The sequence below is a fragment of the Thermus thermamylovorans genome (assembly GCF_004307015.1).
Taxonomy (GTDB): domain Bacteria; phylum Deinococcota; class Deinococci; order Deinococcales; family Thermaceae; genus Thermus; species Thermus thermamylovorans.
The window spans coordinates 93560-106761 of sequence record NZ_SIJL01000003.1 but is presented as its reverse complement, the minus strand read 5'-3'; the positions used below and the strand labels follow the sequence as shown (position 1 = coordinate 106761).

The window sequence follows — 13202 nt, the reverse complement described above, 5'->3', positions numbered from 1 at the left end:
ATGCGGGAGGCCTTCGCCCGGGTCCTGGAAAACCCCTACGTGCGGGCCCTCCTCTACCTCCTCCTCCTCCTCCTGGCCCTGAGGGCCCTCCTCTTCGCCTTCCAGGCCCTTCTGCCCCTGGTCCTGGCCTTCGCCCTGGCCTACCTGGCCCACCCCGTGGTCCGCTTCCTGGAGGCGAGGCGCCTCCCCCGGCCCCTGGCCGTGGCCCTGGTCTACCTGGGCCTCTTCCTCTTCCTGGCCCTCTTCTCCTACCTGGCCTTCCAGTTCGTGGCCCAGTTCTCCGCCTTCGTGGTGCGCCTGCCCGAGCTCCTCCGCCCCTTCACCGAGTTCCTGCGGGAGGCCCCCGACCGGGTGCGCCTCCTGGAGCTCCCCCCCTGGCTGGCGGAGGCCTTGGCCCTCCTCGGCACCAGCCTGGAGGAGCTCCTGCGGGAGGCGGCCCTCTACCTCCTCAACTGGTTCCGCGGCCTCCTCAACCAGGGGGGGGCCTTCCTGGGCTTCCTGGCGGGGCTCGCCGGGGGGGTGGCCCAGTTCCTCCTGGCTCTCATCCTCGCCGCCTACTTCCTCTACGACCTGCCCAAGATCGGCCGCGCCCTCCTCGGCCTCGTCCCCGAGCCCTACCAGCCCGCCGCCGCCGCCCTCGCCGGGAGGCTGGACCGGGCGGTGGGGGGGTTCATCCGGGGGCAGCTCCTGGTGGCCTCCCTGGTGGGGCTCATCGTGGGGGTGGGCCTCTCCCTGGTGGGGGTGCCCCAGGCGGCCAGCCTGGGCTTCCTCGCCGGGATCTTCAACCTCATCCCCTACGTGGGGCCGGTGGTGGCCTCCGTCCCCGCCCTCCTCCTTGCGGCCACGGTGAGCCCCTGGCACCCCTTCCTGGCCCTCGCGGTCATTCTCCTCGCCAACCAGCTGGAGGCGGCCCTCTTCGGCCCCCTCATCGTGGGCCGCACCACCCGCCTCCACCCCCTCTCCGCGGTGGCGGGCATCCTCCTCGGGGCCTCCCTCTTCGGCCTCTGGGGGGCCCTTTTGGGGGTGCCCGCGGTGGCCTTCCTCAAGGTCCTCCTGGAGGAGTACTACAAGGGAAGCCGCTTCTACCGGGAAGGGTGAGGGGGCCTTGGGGATCCCTCCGGGCGGCGTCAGTGCCCCCCCGCGGCCAGGGCCTCCCGGAACCAGGGGGGCACCGCCCGCCCGAAGCGCCGCTCCGCGAAGGCCCGGGCGAAGGCCCCGTACGCCCCCCGCCGTATGGCCGCCCGGGCCCCCTCGGTGAGGCGGTGGAGGTGGCGCAGGTTGTGGAGGGAGAGGAGGATGCCCCCCAGCATCTCCCCGGCGCGCACCAGGTGGGCGAGGTAGGCGCGGCTATAGGTCTGGCAGGCGTAGCAGTCGCACCCTTCCTCTAAGGGCCTGGGGTCTTCCAGGAAGCGGGCGTTTTTGAGGTTGATCCGCCCCTCCGGGGTGAGGGCGCTCCCGAAGCGGCCCGTGCGGGTGGGGTAGACGCTGTCGAAGAGGTCCACCCCCAGGCCCATGGCCGCCACCAGGTCCTCGGGGTGGCCCACCCCCATGAGGTAGCGGGGCTTCCCCTCGGGAAGGATCTCCGTGGAGAGGGCCACCATGGGGAACATCTCCTCCTTGCTTTCCCCCACCGCCAGGCCCCCGAGGGCGTAGCCGGGGAGGTCAAAGCGCAGGGTTTCCCGGGTGGAGAGGGCCCTGAGCCCGGGGTCCGTCCCCCCTTGGGCGATGCCGAAGAGGGCCTGGTCGGAGCGGGTCTTGGCCTTCAGGCTCCGCTCCAGCCAGCGCAGGGTGCGCTCCAGGGAGGCCTTCAGGTACTCCGGGGAGGAAGGGTAAGGCGGGCACTCGTCAAAGGCCATGATGAAGTCCGCCCCCAGGGCCTCCTGGATGGCGATGCTTCTTTCCGGGGTGAGGCGGATCAGGCTTCCGTCCAGGTGGCTCTGGAAGACCACCCCCTCCTCGTCGATGCGCCTCAGGTGCCCCAGGCTCATCACCTGGAAACCCGCGGAGTCCGTGAGCCAGGGGCCCCGCCACCCGGCGAAGCCGTGGAGGCCCCCTAAGGCCCGTACCCGCTCGGGCCCGGGCCGCAGGAGGAGGTGGTAGGTGTTGGCCAGGAGGACCTGGCTGCCGATTTCCCTTAGGTCCTTGGGCAGGAGGCCCTTCACCGACCCCTGGGTGCCCACGGGCATGAAGAGGGGGGTCTCCACGGGGCCGTGGGGGGTGTGGAGGCGGCCCACCCGGGCCCGCCCCGAGCGGGCGAGGACCTGGAAGGCAAAGGGCTCCATCAGCCCCCGAAGCGCCGCTCCACGTAGGCTTCCACCAGGGCCAGGAACTCCTCGGCGATCCTTTCCCCCTTGAGGATGGTGAGGAGCTTGCCGTCAGCGTAGACGGGGGCCTTGGGCTCCTCCCCGCTTCCCGGCAGGGAGATGCCGATGTGGGCGTGGCGGCTTTCCCCGGGGCCGTTCACCACGCAGCCCATCACCGCCACCTTCAGGCCCTCCACCCCGGGGTACTTTTCCCGCCACTCGGGGAGCTTGGCCCGGAGGTGGGCGTTCACCTCCTCGGCCAGCTCCTGGAAGAAGGTGCTGGTGGTGCGGCCACAGCCGGGGCAGCTCGTCACCTCGGGGGCGAAGCTCCGGAGGCCCAGGGCCTGGAGGATCTCCTGGGCCACCTCCACCTCCTTGGTGCGGGGCTCATGGGGGGCGGGGGTGAGGGAAACCCTTATGGTGTCCCCGATCCCCTCCAGGAGCAAGGGGGCCAGGGCGGCGGCGCTGGCCACGATGCCCTTCACCCCCATCCCCGCCTCGGTGAGGCCCAGGTGCAGGGGGGCTTGGGTGCGGCGGGCGAGTTCCCGGTAGACCCACACCAGGTCGGGGGCCTTGGACACCTTGGCGGAAAGGACGATCTTATCCTCCCCAAGGCCCAGCTCCCGGGCGGCCTCGTAGCCCCGCACGGCGCTTTCCACCAGGGCCTCCAGGAGGACCTCGTGGGCGCTTTTGGGCTCTGGCCTTCTGGCGTTTTGGTCCATGAGCTCGGTGAGGAGGGCGGGGTCCAGGCTTCCCCAGTTGGCCCCGATGCGCACCGGCTTGCCCAGGTCCTTGGCGATCGCCACCATCTCCCGGAAGTGCTCGTCCTTGTGCCGCCCCCGGCCCAGGGTGCCGGGGTTCAGGCGGAACTTGTCCAGGGCCTCGGCCATCCGGGGGTGTTGCCGGAGGAGGAGGTGGCCGTTGAAGTGGAAGTCCCCCACCAAGGGCACCGCCGCCCCCTCTTCCAGAAGGCGCCTCCTTATTTCGGGCACCGCCCTGGCCGCCCTCTCGTCGTTCACCGTGATCCGGACGATCTCGCTCCCCGCCCGGTGGAGGGCCAGGATCTGGGCCACCGTGGCCTCCACGTCCGCGGTGGGGGTGTTGGTCATGGACTGCACGGCGATGGGGTGGGCCCCGCCTAGGGGCACCCGGCCCACCCAGACCGTGGGGGTAGGGCGTCTCATCTCCCCTATGGTAGCGGAGGCCTGGGGGGAAACACCCGCGCAAGCTACCCTCGGGCCAGGGCCAGGTCCTCCGGGGTGAGGGCGTGGCCTGCAGGGAGCAGGTGGCCCTCGGCCCGGGCCCTGGCCCACTCCAGGCGCTCTCCTAGGACCTCGGCCGTTCCCGGAGGGACCAGGAGGTCCTGGGCCCCCAGGAGGAAGGGGACCGGTCTGCCCTCCAGGGGTGGGTAGGGCTTACCGAAGGGCTCCATGGGCCGGAGGAGGATGGCCCCGTCCAGGAGGTGGGGGTGATGGAAGAGGAGACCCAGGGCCATGTTGGCCCCGTTGGAGTACCCTAGGGCCACCAGGGGCCGGAGGAAGGCATGGTGCCCTGGGGCCTCCACCCCGAGGGTCGCCAGGCCCTTGGCCTTCAGGTCCTCCAGATCCAAAACCCCCTCCCGGTGCTGGCGGAAGAAGCGGGGAACCCCCTCCTCCAGGCTCTGTCCCTGGGGGCTCAGGAGGTGGGCCATGGGGTGCAGGGTACGGGCCAGGGGCAGGAGGCTTCCCTCCTCCTCTCCCCTGCCGTGAAGGAGGAGGAGGGTGAGGTCCTCCAGACCCGGCAGGACCAGGTGAGGAGGGTTCATGCTGGGAGGCGGAGGAGGGGCAGGGCGGCCTCGATGCTCCGCCGCTTGGCCTCCAGCCAGGGGGGGAGGGCTAGGTGCTGCCCCAGGTTCTCCAGGGGCTCGTCCAGGGCAAATCCCGGGCCGTCCGTGGCCAGCTCAAAGAGGACGCCCCCCGGCTCCTGGAAGTAGATGGAACGGAACCAGAACCGGTCTATAAGCGGGGTGGGTCGGAGGCCCAGGGCCAGGGCCTTCTGGCGCAGGGCCAGGCCGTGGGTCTCGTCGCGCACTCGGAAGGCCAGGTGGTGCACCCCTCCTACCCCCCAGGCCCCCCATCGGCCTTGGGGGAGGCCTTGTACCTCCAGGAAACTCCCCTCTTGCTCCAAAAGCACCCGGTTCCCCTCCTCCGCTGCCCTCCGGTACCCCAGGACTCCCTCCAGGACGGCCAGGCTGGAGGGAAGGCTGCGCACCAAGAGGCGCGCTCCCAAAAGCCCTCGCACCTGGTAGGCCAAGGGGACAGGGCTTCCCTCCCAGGGCCTGCCTGGGCCCGGGGCCTCCACCAGGGCCAGGGGGAGGCCGTGGGGGTCCTGGAGGAGGAGGGCCGGGCGCCCGTAGCGTTCGCCCCTCTCCTTGGGGAGGTGGTCCAGGCGGCCTTCCCAGTAGCCCAGACTCCCTTCGGGCACGGCTAGGGCCACCTCCACCGCCTGACCCACCCCCGGGCGGTTGGGGGGTAGCTTGGGCCAGGGGAAGAAGGTGAGATCGGTGCCCGGGGTACCCTCCCGGTCTGCGTAGAAGAGGTGGTAGGTGGTGGGGTCGTCCTGGTTCACGCTCCGCTTGACCAGGCGTAGGCCCAGCACCCCGGCGTAGAAGTCCAGGTTCTCCTGGGGGTCGCCGGCGATACCGGTGATGTGGTGCAGGCCAAGGCTCCCATCCATGCCCCCAGGGTAAGGCCCCTTCGCTTTAGAAAATGTAGCGCTAGACCCCCGCCTTCAGAGCTCCATCCCCATGATGTGGTACCCCGCGTCCACGTAGACCACCTCCCCGGTGATGCCCCCCGCCAGGGGGGAGAGGAGGAAGAGGCCCAGGTTCCCCACCTCCTCCTGGGTGATGTTCCGCCCCAGGGGGGCCACCTGGGCCACCCGGTCGTACATCCTGGTGAAGCCCGGGATGCTCCTGGCGGCCACGGTGCGCACCGGGCCTGCCGAGATGGCGTTCACCCTGACCCCCTTGGGGCCAAGCTCAAAGGCCAGGTAGCGGACGCTGGCCTCGAGGGCCGCCTTGGCGATGGCCATCACGTTGTACCGGGGCACCACCTTACGGCTGGCGTGGTAGGTGAGGGTGACGATGCCCCCGCCCTCCCTCAGGAGGGCTTCCGCCCTTCGGGCCGCGGCCACCAGGGAGTAGGCGGAAACTTCCAGGGCTAAAAGCCAGTCTTCCCGCCTGGTGTCCAGGTAGCGGCCCTCCATGGCCTCCCTTGGGGCGAAGGCGATGGCGTGGACCAGGTAGTCCAGCCCTCCCCAGGCTTCCTTGATGCCCGCAAAGAGCCGGTCCAGCTCCTCGTCCCGGGTGGCGTCCGCCTGGAAGGTGAGGGCCCCCAGGGGGGCCGCGAGGCGTTCCACCTCGTCCTTGAGCCTTTCCCCCTGGTAGCTGAAGGCCAGCTCTGCCCCGGCCTGGTGGAGCTTTTCCGCGATGGCGTAGCCCAGGCTCCTTTGGTTGGTAACCCCCATGACGAGGGCTTTTTTGCCGGAAAGGTCCAGGGTGAGCATGGGGGGATTATACCCCTGGGGGCCGCAGGACGGGGAAGCCCTCCAGGAGGGCCGCCTGGGCCAGGCGGGCGTCCAGGGAGACCAGGGGAAGGCCCTTTGGGTCCTCCCCGGCGAGGAGGACCAGGGCGGCCAGGTGCAGGGCGTCCAGGGTGCGCAAGGGGTGGAGGCGGAGAAGCCTAAGGGCCTGCCGCCTCACCCTCTCCCCGGGCAGGACCTCGTGCCAGGCGGCCTTGAGGCGCCGCAGGCGCTCCTGGGCCAGGGCGTACCCCTCGGGGTCCAGGTGGCCTTCCCGGAGCCTGCGGTTCAGGGCGGAGGCGGCCTCCACCTCGGCGGCCCAGAAGACCACCACCTCCGGATCCTCCGCCAGGAGGGAGGCCGCCCAGCCGCTCGCCTCCTCCTGCACCAGGAGGGGCACCAGGGCGGAGGCGTCCCAGAACCTCATCCCTCCTCCCGCCCCTCCAGGAGGGCCTGGAGGACGCTTGCCCGGGCCTCCGGGAGGGGAAGGTCTTCCAGCCTCGGCCTCCCCTCTCCCCGCCGGAGGAGGCCCTGGCGCTCCAGGTGGAGCAGGGGTCCCTCTGGCCCTTTGGGCAGGGGGGTTAGCCGGGCCACGGGCACCCCCCGGTCCAGGATCAGCACCTCCTCCCCGGCCTGCACCCGGCGGAGGAGCTCCGAAAGCCGGTTTTTGGCCTCGCTCACGGAGACGCTCAGCATGAGGCCATTATAGCCATGAGCCCCAGGCCAGGAAGGCCAAGCGCCAGCCCCGGCCCGGCGGGCACCCCCGGCGGCCTGGGTTCCGGCATGGGCCCCGGGCCGGGAAGGAGCCCCCCAGGTTTACCCGGCCTGGTACCGGGCGAGCCAGGCATTCAAAGAGGCCGGGGATACCCCGCGTATGGCCTCCAACCCGCCCTTCCACTCCAGGACCACCCCGGCGGTGGGGCTCCCCACCAGCTCGGCGATCTTCTGGGCGGCCTCCGGGTCCTGGCGGGCGTTCACGAACTCGAAGGGGATGCCCTTCTGGGAGAGGAACATCCGCACGATTTCGCAGGGGCCGCAGCCGGGGATGCCGTAGAGCCGCACCATACCCCTCCATGGTACCAGAAGGGCCTGCGTGGTACCCTGGGGGTATGGGGCAGGTACTGGAAAAGACCCACTATGTTCTACAGGTGGGCTCCAAGGGTCGGGTGGTCCTGCCCGCGGAGGTGCGGGCGGCCCTGGGGGTGGGGGAGGGGGAGCGCCTCCTCCTCACCCTGGAATCCGATGGCACGGTGAGCCTCAAGCCCATGCGCAAGGTGGTGGAGGAGGTCTACGGCCTCTACAAGGACCTGGTCCCCCCCGGGGTGAGCCTGGTGGAGGAGCTCATCCGGGAAAGGCGGGAGGAGGCGAGAAGGGAGGAGCTGGAATGAGGGTGGTCCTGGACGCTGGCTCCCGCCCCGGGGGCCTTACCCTTCCTCGGGAAGCTTCCGCCCTCCCCAAAGGGCCAGGGCGTAGAGGGCCGCCGCCAGGAGGAAGAGGGCGGCGAACCCGAAGGCGTCCGCCACCAGCCCCCCCAGCACCGTGGAGAAGGCGAAGAGCCCGGCCACGGTGTTGGCCAGGCCGATGTGGCTGCTCCGCTCCCCCTCCGGGGCCAGGTTGAGGAGGTAGGTGGTGGTGGCCAGGCCCAGGGCGGCCAGGTAGGCCCCCTGGAGGAGGAAGACCAGGCCGAAGAGGCCGGTGGGCAGGAGGAGGGCGAGGAGGGGGGCCAGGAGGGCCAGGGCTGCCCCCGCCTGGAGCACCCCCCTGGAGCCCCGCGCCGCCAGCCGGGCCCAGAGCAGGTTGGAGAGGGTGAAGGCCAGGGCGTAGAGGGAGAGGTAAAGCCCGAGCTCCCGCTCCTGCCCCAAAGCCCGCACCGCGTAGGCGGCGTAGAAAGGCTCGACCATCCCCCCCAGGGCCAGGAGGACCCGCACCCTCAGGTAGCGGCGGAAGCCGGGGTTTTGCAAGGGCAGGCGCAGGTCCAGCCTTTCCTCCCGGGGGGCCTCCTCGGGCTCCTCCGTGAGGCCGAAGAGGTACCAGCCCACCCCGAAGGCCAGGGCCCCCAGGGCGAAGAGAAGGGCGTAGGGCAGGGGGAAGGGGAGAGGCAGGGCCAGCACCTCCCGCACCAGGAGCCCCGCCAGGAAGGCCAGGAACCCCCCCACCAGGTTGCGGGCGGAGAAGAGGGCGGCCCGGCGCTCCTTGGGGGTGGTCTTGGCCACCACCTCCCAGAAGGGGAGGCTGGAGACCCCGGTGAAGAGGGCGTTCAGGAGGAGGCCCAGGAGGAAGCCCAGGAGGAGGAGGGAAGGCCAGGGCCCGAGGAGGAGGGCGGAGAGGGCCATGAGGACCACCCCCAGGAGGCGCAGGGCGGCCACCTTGCGGTAGAGGACGATCTTCCGGGGCAGGCGGGCCACCCAGGGGGCCAGGAAGGCCTGGGGGAGCATCCCCCCGGCGTAGAGGAGGGCGGGGAGGAGGCCGATGGTAGGCCCCGGGGCCCCGAGCCGGGCGGCGAAGCCCGCGAGGACGATGTGGGGGCTCAAGAAGGCGTCCCCCAGCCAGACCAGCCAGCCATTGAGCACCGCCAGACGGTAGTTCCTTTCCCTGAGGTCTAGGATGGAGAGGATGCTGCTTCTGCCTTCCCTCGGGCCCTTCCACATCCTCCATCCACGCTACAACGCCGCCACGGTCCTGGCCCTTCTGGAGGCGGCCCGCCCCCTTGTCCTCTACCTGGCCTCCCACTCGGAGGAGGCCCTGCGGGAGGGGCTTTGGCGGGAGGAGGACCCCCTCCTCTTCCACCTCCTCCCCTGGGCGGAGGGGCGGGGGGTGCCCGTGGTCCCCCTGGACGGGGAGGCCCACCTGAAGGGGGAGGCGGAGGTCTTCCGTCAGGCCCTGGCCCAGCACCCCCTGGGGGCTGCCCACCTGGAGGGGATGCGGGCCTTCGACCAGGCCCTCCTGGGGCTCCTCCAGAGCCCCCTCACCCCCGAGGCCCTGGGCTCGGCGGGCTTCCTGGGCCGCCTGCGGGAGGTTTACGGGGCCTTCGCCCAGGCCTACGGGGAGGGGCCGGCCACGGGCTTCCGCGCCCGGCGGATGGCGAAGGTGGCGGCGGCCCTGCCCCGGGAGGGGGCGGTGGTGGCCGACCTCCTGGACTACCTCCTCCTGGCGGAGCGCTTCCCCGAGGCTCTTCCCAAGGCCCACCGGCCCACGGAGGCGGAGCGGCAGCGGGCCCTTCTGGACCGGGCCTGGCGCCTGGAGGAGGGGGACGACTGGGCGGGGCTTCTGGAGGGGCTTTTCGCCATCGGCACCCCCGAGGCCCTGTACCTGGCGGCCCAGGTCTACCTGGCGGCCGGGGAGTGGCGGGAGGCCCTCCTCCTCATGGAAGAGGTCTTCCGCATGGACTTCCAGCACCCCCCCTACCTGCCGGGGTACGTGCTGGCCCGCTTCGGCCAGCTCCTGGACCTGGCGGGGGAGCGGGAGCGGGCCCTCAGGGCCTACCGCGGGGTGCTGGCCCTCCCCTGGGCCCCGGAGGAGGCCAGGGCCCTGGCCCGGGCGGGGCTGCGCACCCCCTTCCGGCTTGCCCCCTAAGGGTCATTTGTCCCGGCTCGGGGCCCGTAGGATGGGGGCATGGAGGTGGAGATCCGCCGCGCCCGCCACGCCCTCTACCTGCGCCTGGCCGCGGCCCACGCCGGGCCCCTGGGGCCCGCCCTCCTGGGCCGCCCGGAGCTCGCCCCCCGCTACCAGGAGGCCTACGCCGCCTGCGGGGGGGCGGAGGGGCTCCCCTGCGCCGGGGTGGGGGGAGAGCCCCGGGTGTGCGTGGTGCGGCGGCTGGAGCGCCTGGCCCGGAGCGCCCTCCGCGGGGGCAAAAGGCGGAGGGAACAGGAGCGGGCGGTGGTGGAGGGGCTCCTGGTCTGCCTGGAGCACCTCACGCGGGAGTTTCCCCCGGAGTTCGGGCCCCTCCTGGAGGCCACCCGGGCCCACCTGGAGCGGGACCTGCGCTACCTGCGGGGGGAGGCCTCCCACCCGGAGGAAGCCCTCGCTCCGTGAGGCCACGCGGGAAGCGGTTGCCCCGGAGGGCCGGGATCAGAGCAGGTGGTAGGCCTTGCCCAGGATGAGCATCAGGGCCACGGTGGCCGCGGAGAGGATGATGAGGATCAGCATCAGGAGGATGAAGCGCAGGTCGAAGGTCTCCCCCTCGGTGGTGAGGACCCGGGGGTTCAGGATCAGGTAGAAGAGCAGGGTCACCAAGGCTACTCCCACGGCGAACAGGGCAATGTAGACCATGCCACCTCCCTTCACCCGAGGCCGAGGAGGGCCTCCAGGCTTCGCCTCAAGTCTACCAGCCCCACCCCGTAGGTGGAAACCCCCCTCTCCCGGCCCACGGCCCCCAGGTAGGGGCCCAGGCCCTGGGGCAGGTCCAGGGGCAGAGGGGGGCTCTCCCAGGGACCGTAGGCGCGCACCTCCCGGTAGCGGAGGCCCGTGGGGGCCTCCACCCGGAGGTCCAGGGGCTCCCCTTCCCCCTCCAGGGGCCGCCAGCCCTCCGGGGTCTCCTTGCCCCCGGGGTACCAGAGGCCCAGGCCCTCCCCGGGGAAGGCCAGGAGGAGGCGGTCGGGGCGCAGCCGCTCCAGGAGGTGGGCCAGGGGGGCCCGGGCGGGGCCGGAGAGGGAGAGGCCCTCCAGGGTGGGGGAGAGGGGGGAGGGGTCCAGGGCCAGGAGGAGGCGGCCCCGGAAGGCCAAGCCGTGGAGGGCCCGGAGGACGGGGAGGGCCTCGGGGTAGGGGGCGTGGAGGAGGACCGTCCGCCCGCCCCTTCCCCCCTCCAGGTAGCAAAGCAGGGTGCCGAACTCGTCCAGGCCCGCCCGCAGGCGGCGGGAGAGGACCTCGAGGTCGGAGGAGAGCTCTGCCAGCAAGGTGGGGGCCATGGCCTCATGGTATTCTAAGCCCCGTGCGGCACCTGGTCCTGGCCGACATCCACGGGAACTGGCCCGCCCTGGAGGCCGTCCTCCAGGCCGCCCCCCCCTTCGACCGGGTGCTCTTCCTGGGGGACGCGGTGGGCTACTACCCCGACGGGGACCGGGTGCTGGACTGGCTCCTGGAGGTGGGGGCGGAGTGCGTCCTGGGCAACCACGACGCCTGGCTGCTGGCCCTGGAGGCCCTGCCCCAGGAGGGGGCGGTGCTGGAGATCCTGGCCTGGCAGCGGGCGCGGCTTTCCCGGAGGCACCTGGAGTTCCTGGCCTCCTGGCCCTGGCAGAAGGAGGCGGCGGGGGCCCTTCTGGTCCACGGCTCCCCCTGCGACCCCTTCGAGTACCTGGACGAACTGGAGGCCGCCCGCCGGGCCTTCGCCTGCACCGAGGCCCGGCTCGCCTTCCACGGGCACACCCACCTGGCGGGGGCCTTCCTGCAGCTCCCCGGCCCCCGGCCCTGGGTGCGCTACGGGCGCTTCCTCGAGGGGGGGGAGCTCCGCCTGCCCCCGGCGGTGCGGGCCCTGGCGAACCCGGGCTCCGTGGGCCAGCCCCGGGACGGGGTACCGGGGGCGGCCTTCGCCCTTTGGGAGGGGGAGCGGCTGGAGTTCTTCCGGGTGGCCTACGACCTGGGGAGGGTGGCCCGCCGCCTCGAGGAGGAGGGGTTTCCCCTTTGGCTCTACACCCGCCTGACCCTGGGGGAATAGTCGGCCACGAGGCGGTCTTGGAGCTTCTTCCCCGCCTCACGGCCCCCACCCTGCTCTTCTCCGGCCCCGAAGGGGTGGGCAGGCGCCCCGTGGCCCGCTGGTACGCCTGGGGCCTCAACCGGGGCTTCCCTCCCCCCGCCTGCGGGGAGCACCCCGACCTCCTGGAGCTCGGGCCCCGGGAGGGGGGGCTGCGGGGCCGGGCCGAGGTGCGCCTGGAGGAGGTGGAGCCCCTCTTCGCCTGGCTCGCCGTCCACCCCCGGGAGCGGGCCAAGGTGGCGGTCCTGGACGCCGCCCACCGCCTCACCGAGGCCGCGGCCAACGCCCTCCTCAAGCTTCTGGAGGAGCCCCCCTCCTACGCCCGCCTGGTCCTCATCGCCCCCAGCCGGGACACCCTCCTCCCCACCCTGGCCAGCCGGGCCCTGGAGGTGCCCTTCGGACCCGTCCCCGAGGCCAGGCTCCGCGCCCTCACGGAGGACCCCGACCTCCTGGCCTACGCCGCCGGGGCCCCGGGGCGGCTCCTGAGGGCCCTGGCCGACCCCGCCCTCTTCCGCGCCCGCCTGGAAAAGGGGAAAAGGGCCCTCGCGGCCCCCCTCCTGGAGCGCCTGGCCCTCCTCCGCGAGCTCCTCGCCGAGGAGGAGGGCTTTGCCCTCCTCCACGCCCTCCTGCGCCGCCGCCCCCGGGCCCTCCTGGCCCTGGAGGCCGCCCGGGAGGCCCTGGAGCGGTATGTGAGCCCCGACCTGGTCCTGGCCCGGCTGGCCTTAGACTTAGAAGCGTGACCGTGGGTGTCCGCCTGCACGCAGCCCTGGGGCTGGCCCGCACCCCCGTGCTGCGGTACTTCCGCTTCCAGGGGGAGCCCCCCCCCGTGGGGGCCTACGTGGTGGTGCGCACGGGGAGGGGCCTCGAGGTGGGCCAGGTGCGCACCCCCCCGCGGACGGGCCCTGAGGCGGGGGAGGTGGTGCGCCTGGCCAGCAAGGAGGACCTGGACCAGGCGGCGAGGCTTCTGGCCCGGGCGGGGGAGGCCCTCTTCTACCTCAAGGCCCGGCTCCGGGAGGAGGGGGTGAGGGCCAAGGTCCTGGGCTGCGACTTCACCCTGGACGCCTATCACCTCGCCGTCCACTACGCGGCGGAGGAGCGGGTGAACCTCCGGCCCTTCGCCCGGGAGCTCGCCCAGCGCTTCCGCGTTCGGGTGGAGTTCCTGGCCGAGGGCCCCCGGGAGGAGGCCCGCTACCTGGGGGCCCTGGGGGCCTGCGGCATGGAGTCCTGCTGCGCCACCTGGCTCCAGGGCTTCGCCCAGGTCTCCATCAGGCTGGCCCGGGACCAGCAGCTCCCCCTGAACCCCGAGAAGATCTCCGGCCCCTGCGGGAGGCTTTTGTGCTGTCTGGCCTACGAGCACCCCGTCTACCAGGAGCTTCTGGCCGGGCTCCCCCGCAAGAACGCCCGGGTGTGCACCAAGGCGGGGGTCTGCGGCAAGGTGCACAAGCTCAACCCCCTGAAGGGCACGGTGGAGCTCCTCCTGGAGGAGGGGAAGACCCTGGAGGTGGGCAAGGAGGAGCTAGCGGAGGGTTTCTTAGGCTAGGCTGCGCTGGTGCTCAGAAAAGGGATGTAGGATTGCTCCGTGGGGTGGGGACGGTTCTTCTTCCTTGGGGTTTTCCTCACAGGGTGTAACCTTTTTTTTCTGCCTAGCCTTA

18 protein-coding genes are annotated in these 13202 nt (G+C 72.2%); 7 read left to right on the top strand and 11 right to left on the bottom strand.

Annotated elements, in window-relative coordinates:
* Complete coding sequence (locus ETP66_RS03530) at positions 1-1098, top strand: AI-2E family transporter (protein WP_130840675.1); 1098 nt, start codon at positions 1-3, stop codon at positions 1096-1098.
* Positions 1099-1127: 29 nt separating this feature from the next.
* Here the strand turns inward: ETP66_RS03530 and tgt are convergent, their stop codons facing one another.
* The 8 genes from tgt to ETP66_RS03490 form a co-directional block, all read right to left on the bottom strand.
* Complete coding sequence (tgt, locus tag ETP66_RS03525; protein WP_130840673.1) at positions 1128-2282, bottom strand: tRNA guanosine(34) transglycosylase Tgt; 1155 nt, start codon at positions 2280-2282, stop codon at positions 1128-1130.
* Positions 2282-3487, bottom strand: a complete 1206-nt coding sequence (gene ispG / locus ETP66_RS03520; protein WP_201738460.1) for a flavodoxin-dependent (E)-4-hydroxy-3-methylbut-2-enyl-diphosphate synthase — start codon at positions 3485-3487, stop codon at positions 2282-2284. The genes tgt and ispG overlap by 1 nt, the downstream gene beginning before the upstream one ends.
* A gap of 44 nt (positions 3488-3531) precedes the next feature.
* A complete protein-coding gene (locus ETP66_RS03515; protein ID WP_130840672.1) occupies positions 3532-4107 on the bottom strand; it encodes an alpha/beta hydrolase in 576 nt (191 codons plus the stop codon).
* Positions 4104-5018 (bottom strand): VOC family protein, encoded by a 915-nt coding sequence (locus ETP66_RS03510; protein WP_130840670.1) that lies wholly within the window; start codon positions 5016-5018, stop codon positions 4104-4106. Before ETP66_RS03510 ends, ETP66_RS03515 begins: the two co-directional genes overlap by 4 nt.
* 54 nt (positions 5019-5072) lie before the next feature.
* Complete coding sequence (locus tag ETP66_RS03505; protein WP_130840668.1) at positions 5073-5849, bottom strand: enoyl-ACP reductase FabI; 777 nt, start codon at positions 5847-5849, stop codon at positions 5073-5075.
* Positions 5850-5856: 7 nt separating this feature from the next.
* Positions 5857-6291 carry a type II toxin-antitoxin system VapC family toxin gene (locus tag ETP66_RS03500; protein WP_130840666.1) on the bottom strand — a complete coding sequence of 145 codons (435 nt, stop codon included), beginning with the start codon at positions 6289-6291 and terminating at the stop codon, positions 5857-5859.
* Complete coding sequence (locus ETP66_RS03495) at positions 6288-6560, bottom strand: type II toxin-antitoxin system Phd/YefM family antitoxin (RefSeq protein ID WP_130840664.1); 273 nt, start codon at positions 6558-6560, stop codon at positions 6288-6290. The genes ETP66_RS03500 and ETP66_RS03495 overlap by 4 nt, the downstream gene beginning before the upstream one ends.
* A gap of 120 nt (positions 6561-6680) precedes the next feature.
* On the bottom strand, positions 6681-6929 hold the full coding sequence (locus tag ETP66_RS03490; RefSeq protein WP_130840662.1) for a glutaredoxin family protein: 249 nt from the start codon (positions 6927-6929) through the stop codon (positions 6681-6683).
* A 44-nt stretch (positions 6930-6973) separates the two neighbouring features.
* Between ETP66_RS03490 and ETP66_RS03485 the strand changes: the two genes are divergently transcribed.
* Positions 6974-7252 (top strand): AbrB/MazE/SpoVT family DNA-binding domain-containing protein, encoded by a 279-nt coding sequence (locus ETP66_RS03485; RefSeq protein ID WP_038040991.1) that lies wholly within the window; start codon positions 6974-6976, stop codon positions 7250-7252.
* Between the two features lie 36 nt (positions 7253-7288).
* Here ETP66_RS03485 and ETP66_RS03480 read toward each other — a convergent pair whose 3' ends face one another.
* A complete protein-coding gene (locus ETP66_RS03480; RefSeq protein WP_130840660.1) occupies positions 7289-8512 on the bottom strand; it encodes an MFS transporter in 1224 nt (407 codons plus the stop codon).
* Here ETP66_RS03480 and ETP66_RS03475 point away from each other — a divergent pair.
* Together ETP66_RS03475 and ETP66_RS03470 are read left to right on the top strand one after the other, a co-directional pair.
* Complete coding sequence (locus ETP66_RS03475; RefSeq protein ID WP_130840658.1) at positions 8469-9437, top strand: tetratricopeptide repeat protein; 969 nt, start codon at positions 8469-8471, stop codon at positions 9435-9437. The two genes, ETP66_RS03480 and ETP66_RS03475, sit on opposite strands and share 44 nt — an antisense overlap.
* A gap of 39 nt (positions 9438-9476) precedes the next feature.
* The gene (locus ETP66_RS03470) at positions 9477-9896 is read left to right on the top strand and encodes a hypothetical protein (RefSeq protein ID WP_130840656.1); all 420 of its coding nucleotides are present in this window, start codon (positions 9477-9479) and stop codon (positions 9894-9896) included.
* Positions 9897-9932: 36 nt separating this feature from the next.
* Here ETP66_RS03470 and ETP66_RS03465 read toward each other — a convergent pair whose 3' ends face one another.
* A complete protein-coding gene (locus ETP66_RS03465) occupies positions 9933-10133 on the bottom strand; it encodes a hypothetical protein (protein WP_130840654.1) in 201 nt (66 codons plus the stop codon).
* An 11-nt stretch (positions 10134-10144) separates the two neighbouring features.
* A complete protein-coding gene (locus ETP66_RS03460; RefSeq protein WP_130840653.1) occupies positions 10145-10768 on the bottom strand; it encodes a hypothetical protein in 624 nt (207 codons plus the stop codon).
* 23 nt (positions 10769-10791) lie between these two features.
* Here ETP66_RS03460 and ETP66_RS03455 point away from each other — a divergent pair, with 23 nt between their 5' ends.
* The 3 genes from ETP66_RS03455 to ETP66_RS03445 are packed head-to-tail and all read left to right on the top strand — an operon-like array spanning position 10792 to position 13090.
* On the top strand, positions 10792-11514 hold the full coding sequence (locus ETP66_RS03455; protein ID WP_130840651.1) for a metallophosphoesterase family protein: 723 nt from the start codon (positions 10792-10794) through the stop codon (positions 11512-11514).
* On the top strand, positions 11481-12290 hold the full coding sequence (locus ETP66_RS03450; RefSeq protein WP_130840649.1) for a DNA polymerase III subunit delta': 810 nt from the start codon (positions 11481-11483) through the stop codon (positions 12288-12290). Before ETP66_RS03455 ends, ETP66_RS03450 begins: the two co-directional genes overlap by 34 nt.
* On the top strand, positions 12287-13090 hold the full coding sequence (locus ETP66_RS03445) for a PSP1 domain-containing protein (protein ID WP_130840647.1): 804 nt from the start codon (positions 12287-12289) through the stop codon (positions 13088-13090). Before ETP66_RS03450 ends, ETP66_RS03445 begins: the two co-directional genes overlap by 4 nt.
* The last annotated feature ends 112 nt before the right edge of the window (positions 13091-13202 follow it).

Excerpts from the sequence above, each read along its gene's own strand:
- ETP66_RS03530 (WP_130840675.1), top strand. The coding sequence starts at position 1 with ATGCGGGAGGCCTTCGCCCGGGTCCTGGAAAACCCCTACGTGCGGGCC.
- tgt (WP_130840673.1), bottom strand. The coding sequence starts at position 2,282 with ATGGAGCCCTTTGCCTTCCAGGTCCTCGCCCGCTCGGGGCGGGCCCGG.
- ispG (WP_201738460.1), bottom strand. The coding sequence starts at position 3,487 with ATGAGACGCCCTACCCCCACGGTCTGGGTGGGCCGGGTGCCCCTAGGC.
- ETP66_RS03515 (WP_130840672.1), bottom strand. The coding sequence starts at position 4,107 with ATGAACCCTCCTCACCTGGTCCTGCCGGGTCTGGAGGACCTCACCCTC.
- ETP66_RS03510 (WP_130840670.1), bottom strand. The coding sequence starts at position 5,018 with ATGGATGGGAGCCTTGGCCTGCACCACATCACCGGTATCGCCGGCGAC.
- ETP66_RS03505 (WP_130840668.1), bottom strand. The coding sequence starts at position 5,849 with ATGCTCACCCTGGACCTTTCCGGCAAAAAAGCCCTCGTCATGGGGGTT.
- ETP66_RS03500 (WP_130840666.1), bottom strand. The coding sequence starts at position 6,291 with ATGAGGTTCTGGGACGCCTCCGCCCTGGTGCCCCTCCTGGTGCAGGAG.
- ETP66_RS03495 (WP_130840664.1), bottom strand. The coding sequence starts at position 6,560 with ATGCTGAGCGTCTCCGTGAGCGAGGCCAAAAACCGGCTTTCGGAGCTC.
- ETP66_RS03490 (WP_130840662.1), bottom strand. The coding sequence starts at position 6,929 with ATGGTGCGGCTCTACGGCATCCCCGGCTGCGGCCCCTGCGAAATCGTG.
- ETP66_RS03485 (WP_038040991.1), top strand. The coding sequence starts at position 6,974 with ATGGGGCAGGTACTGGAAAAGACCCACTATGTTCTACAGGTGGGCTCC.
- ETP66_RS03475 (WP_130840658.1), top strand. The coding sequence starts at position 8,469 with ATGGAGAGGATGCTGCTTCTGCCTTCCCTCGGGCCCTTCCACATCCTC.
- ETP66_RS03480 (WP_130840660.1), bottom strand. The coding sequence starts at position 8,512 with ATGTGGAAGGGCCCGAGGGAAGGCAGAAGCAGCATCCTCTCCATCCTA.
- ETP66_RS03470 (WP_130840656.1), top strand. The coding sequence starts at position 9,477 with ATGGAGGTGGAGATCCGCCGCGCCCGCCACGCCCTCTACCTGCGCCTG.
- ETP66_RS03465 (WP_130840654.1), bottom strand. The coding sequence starts at position 10,133 with ATGGTCTACATTGCCCTGTTCGCCGTGGGAGTAGCCTTGGTGACCCTG.
- ETP66_RS03460 (WP_130840653.1), bottom strand. The coding sequence starts at position 10,768 with ATGGCCCCCACCTTGCTGGCAGAGCTCTCCTCCGACCTCGAGGTCCTC.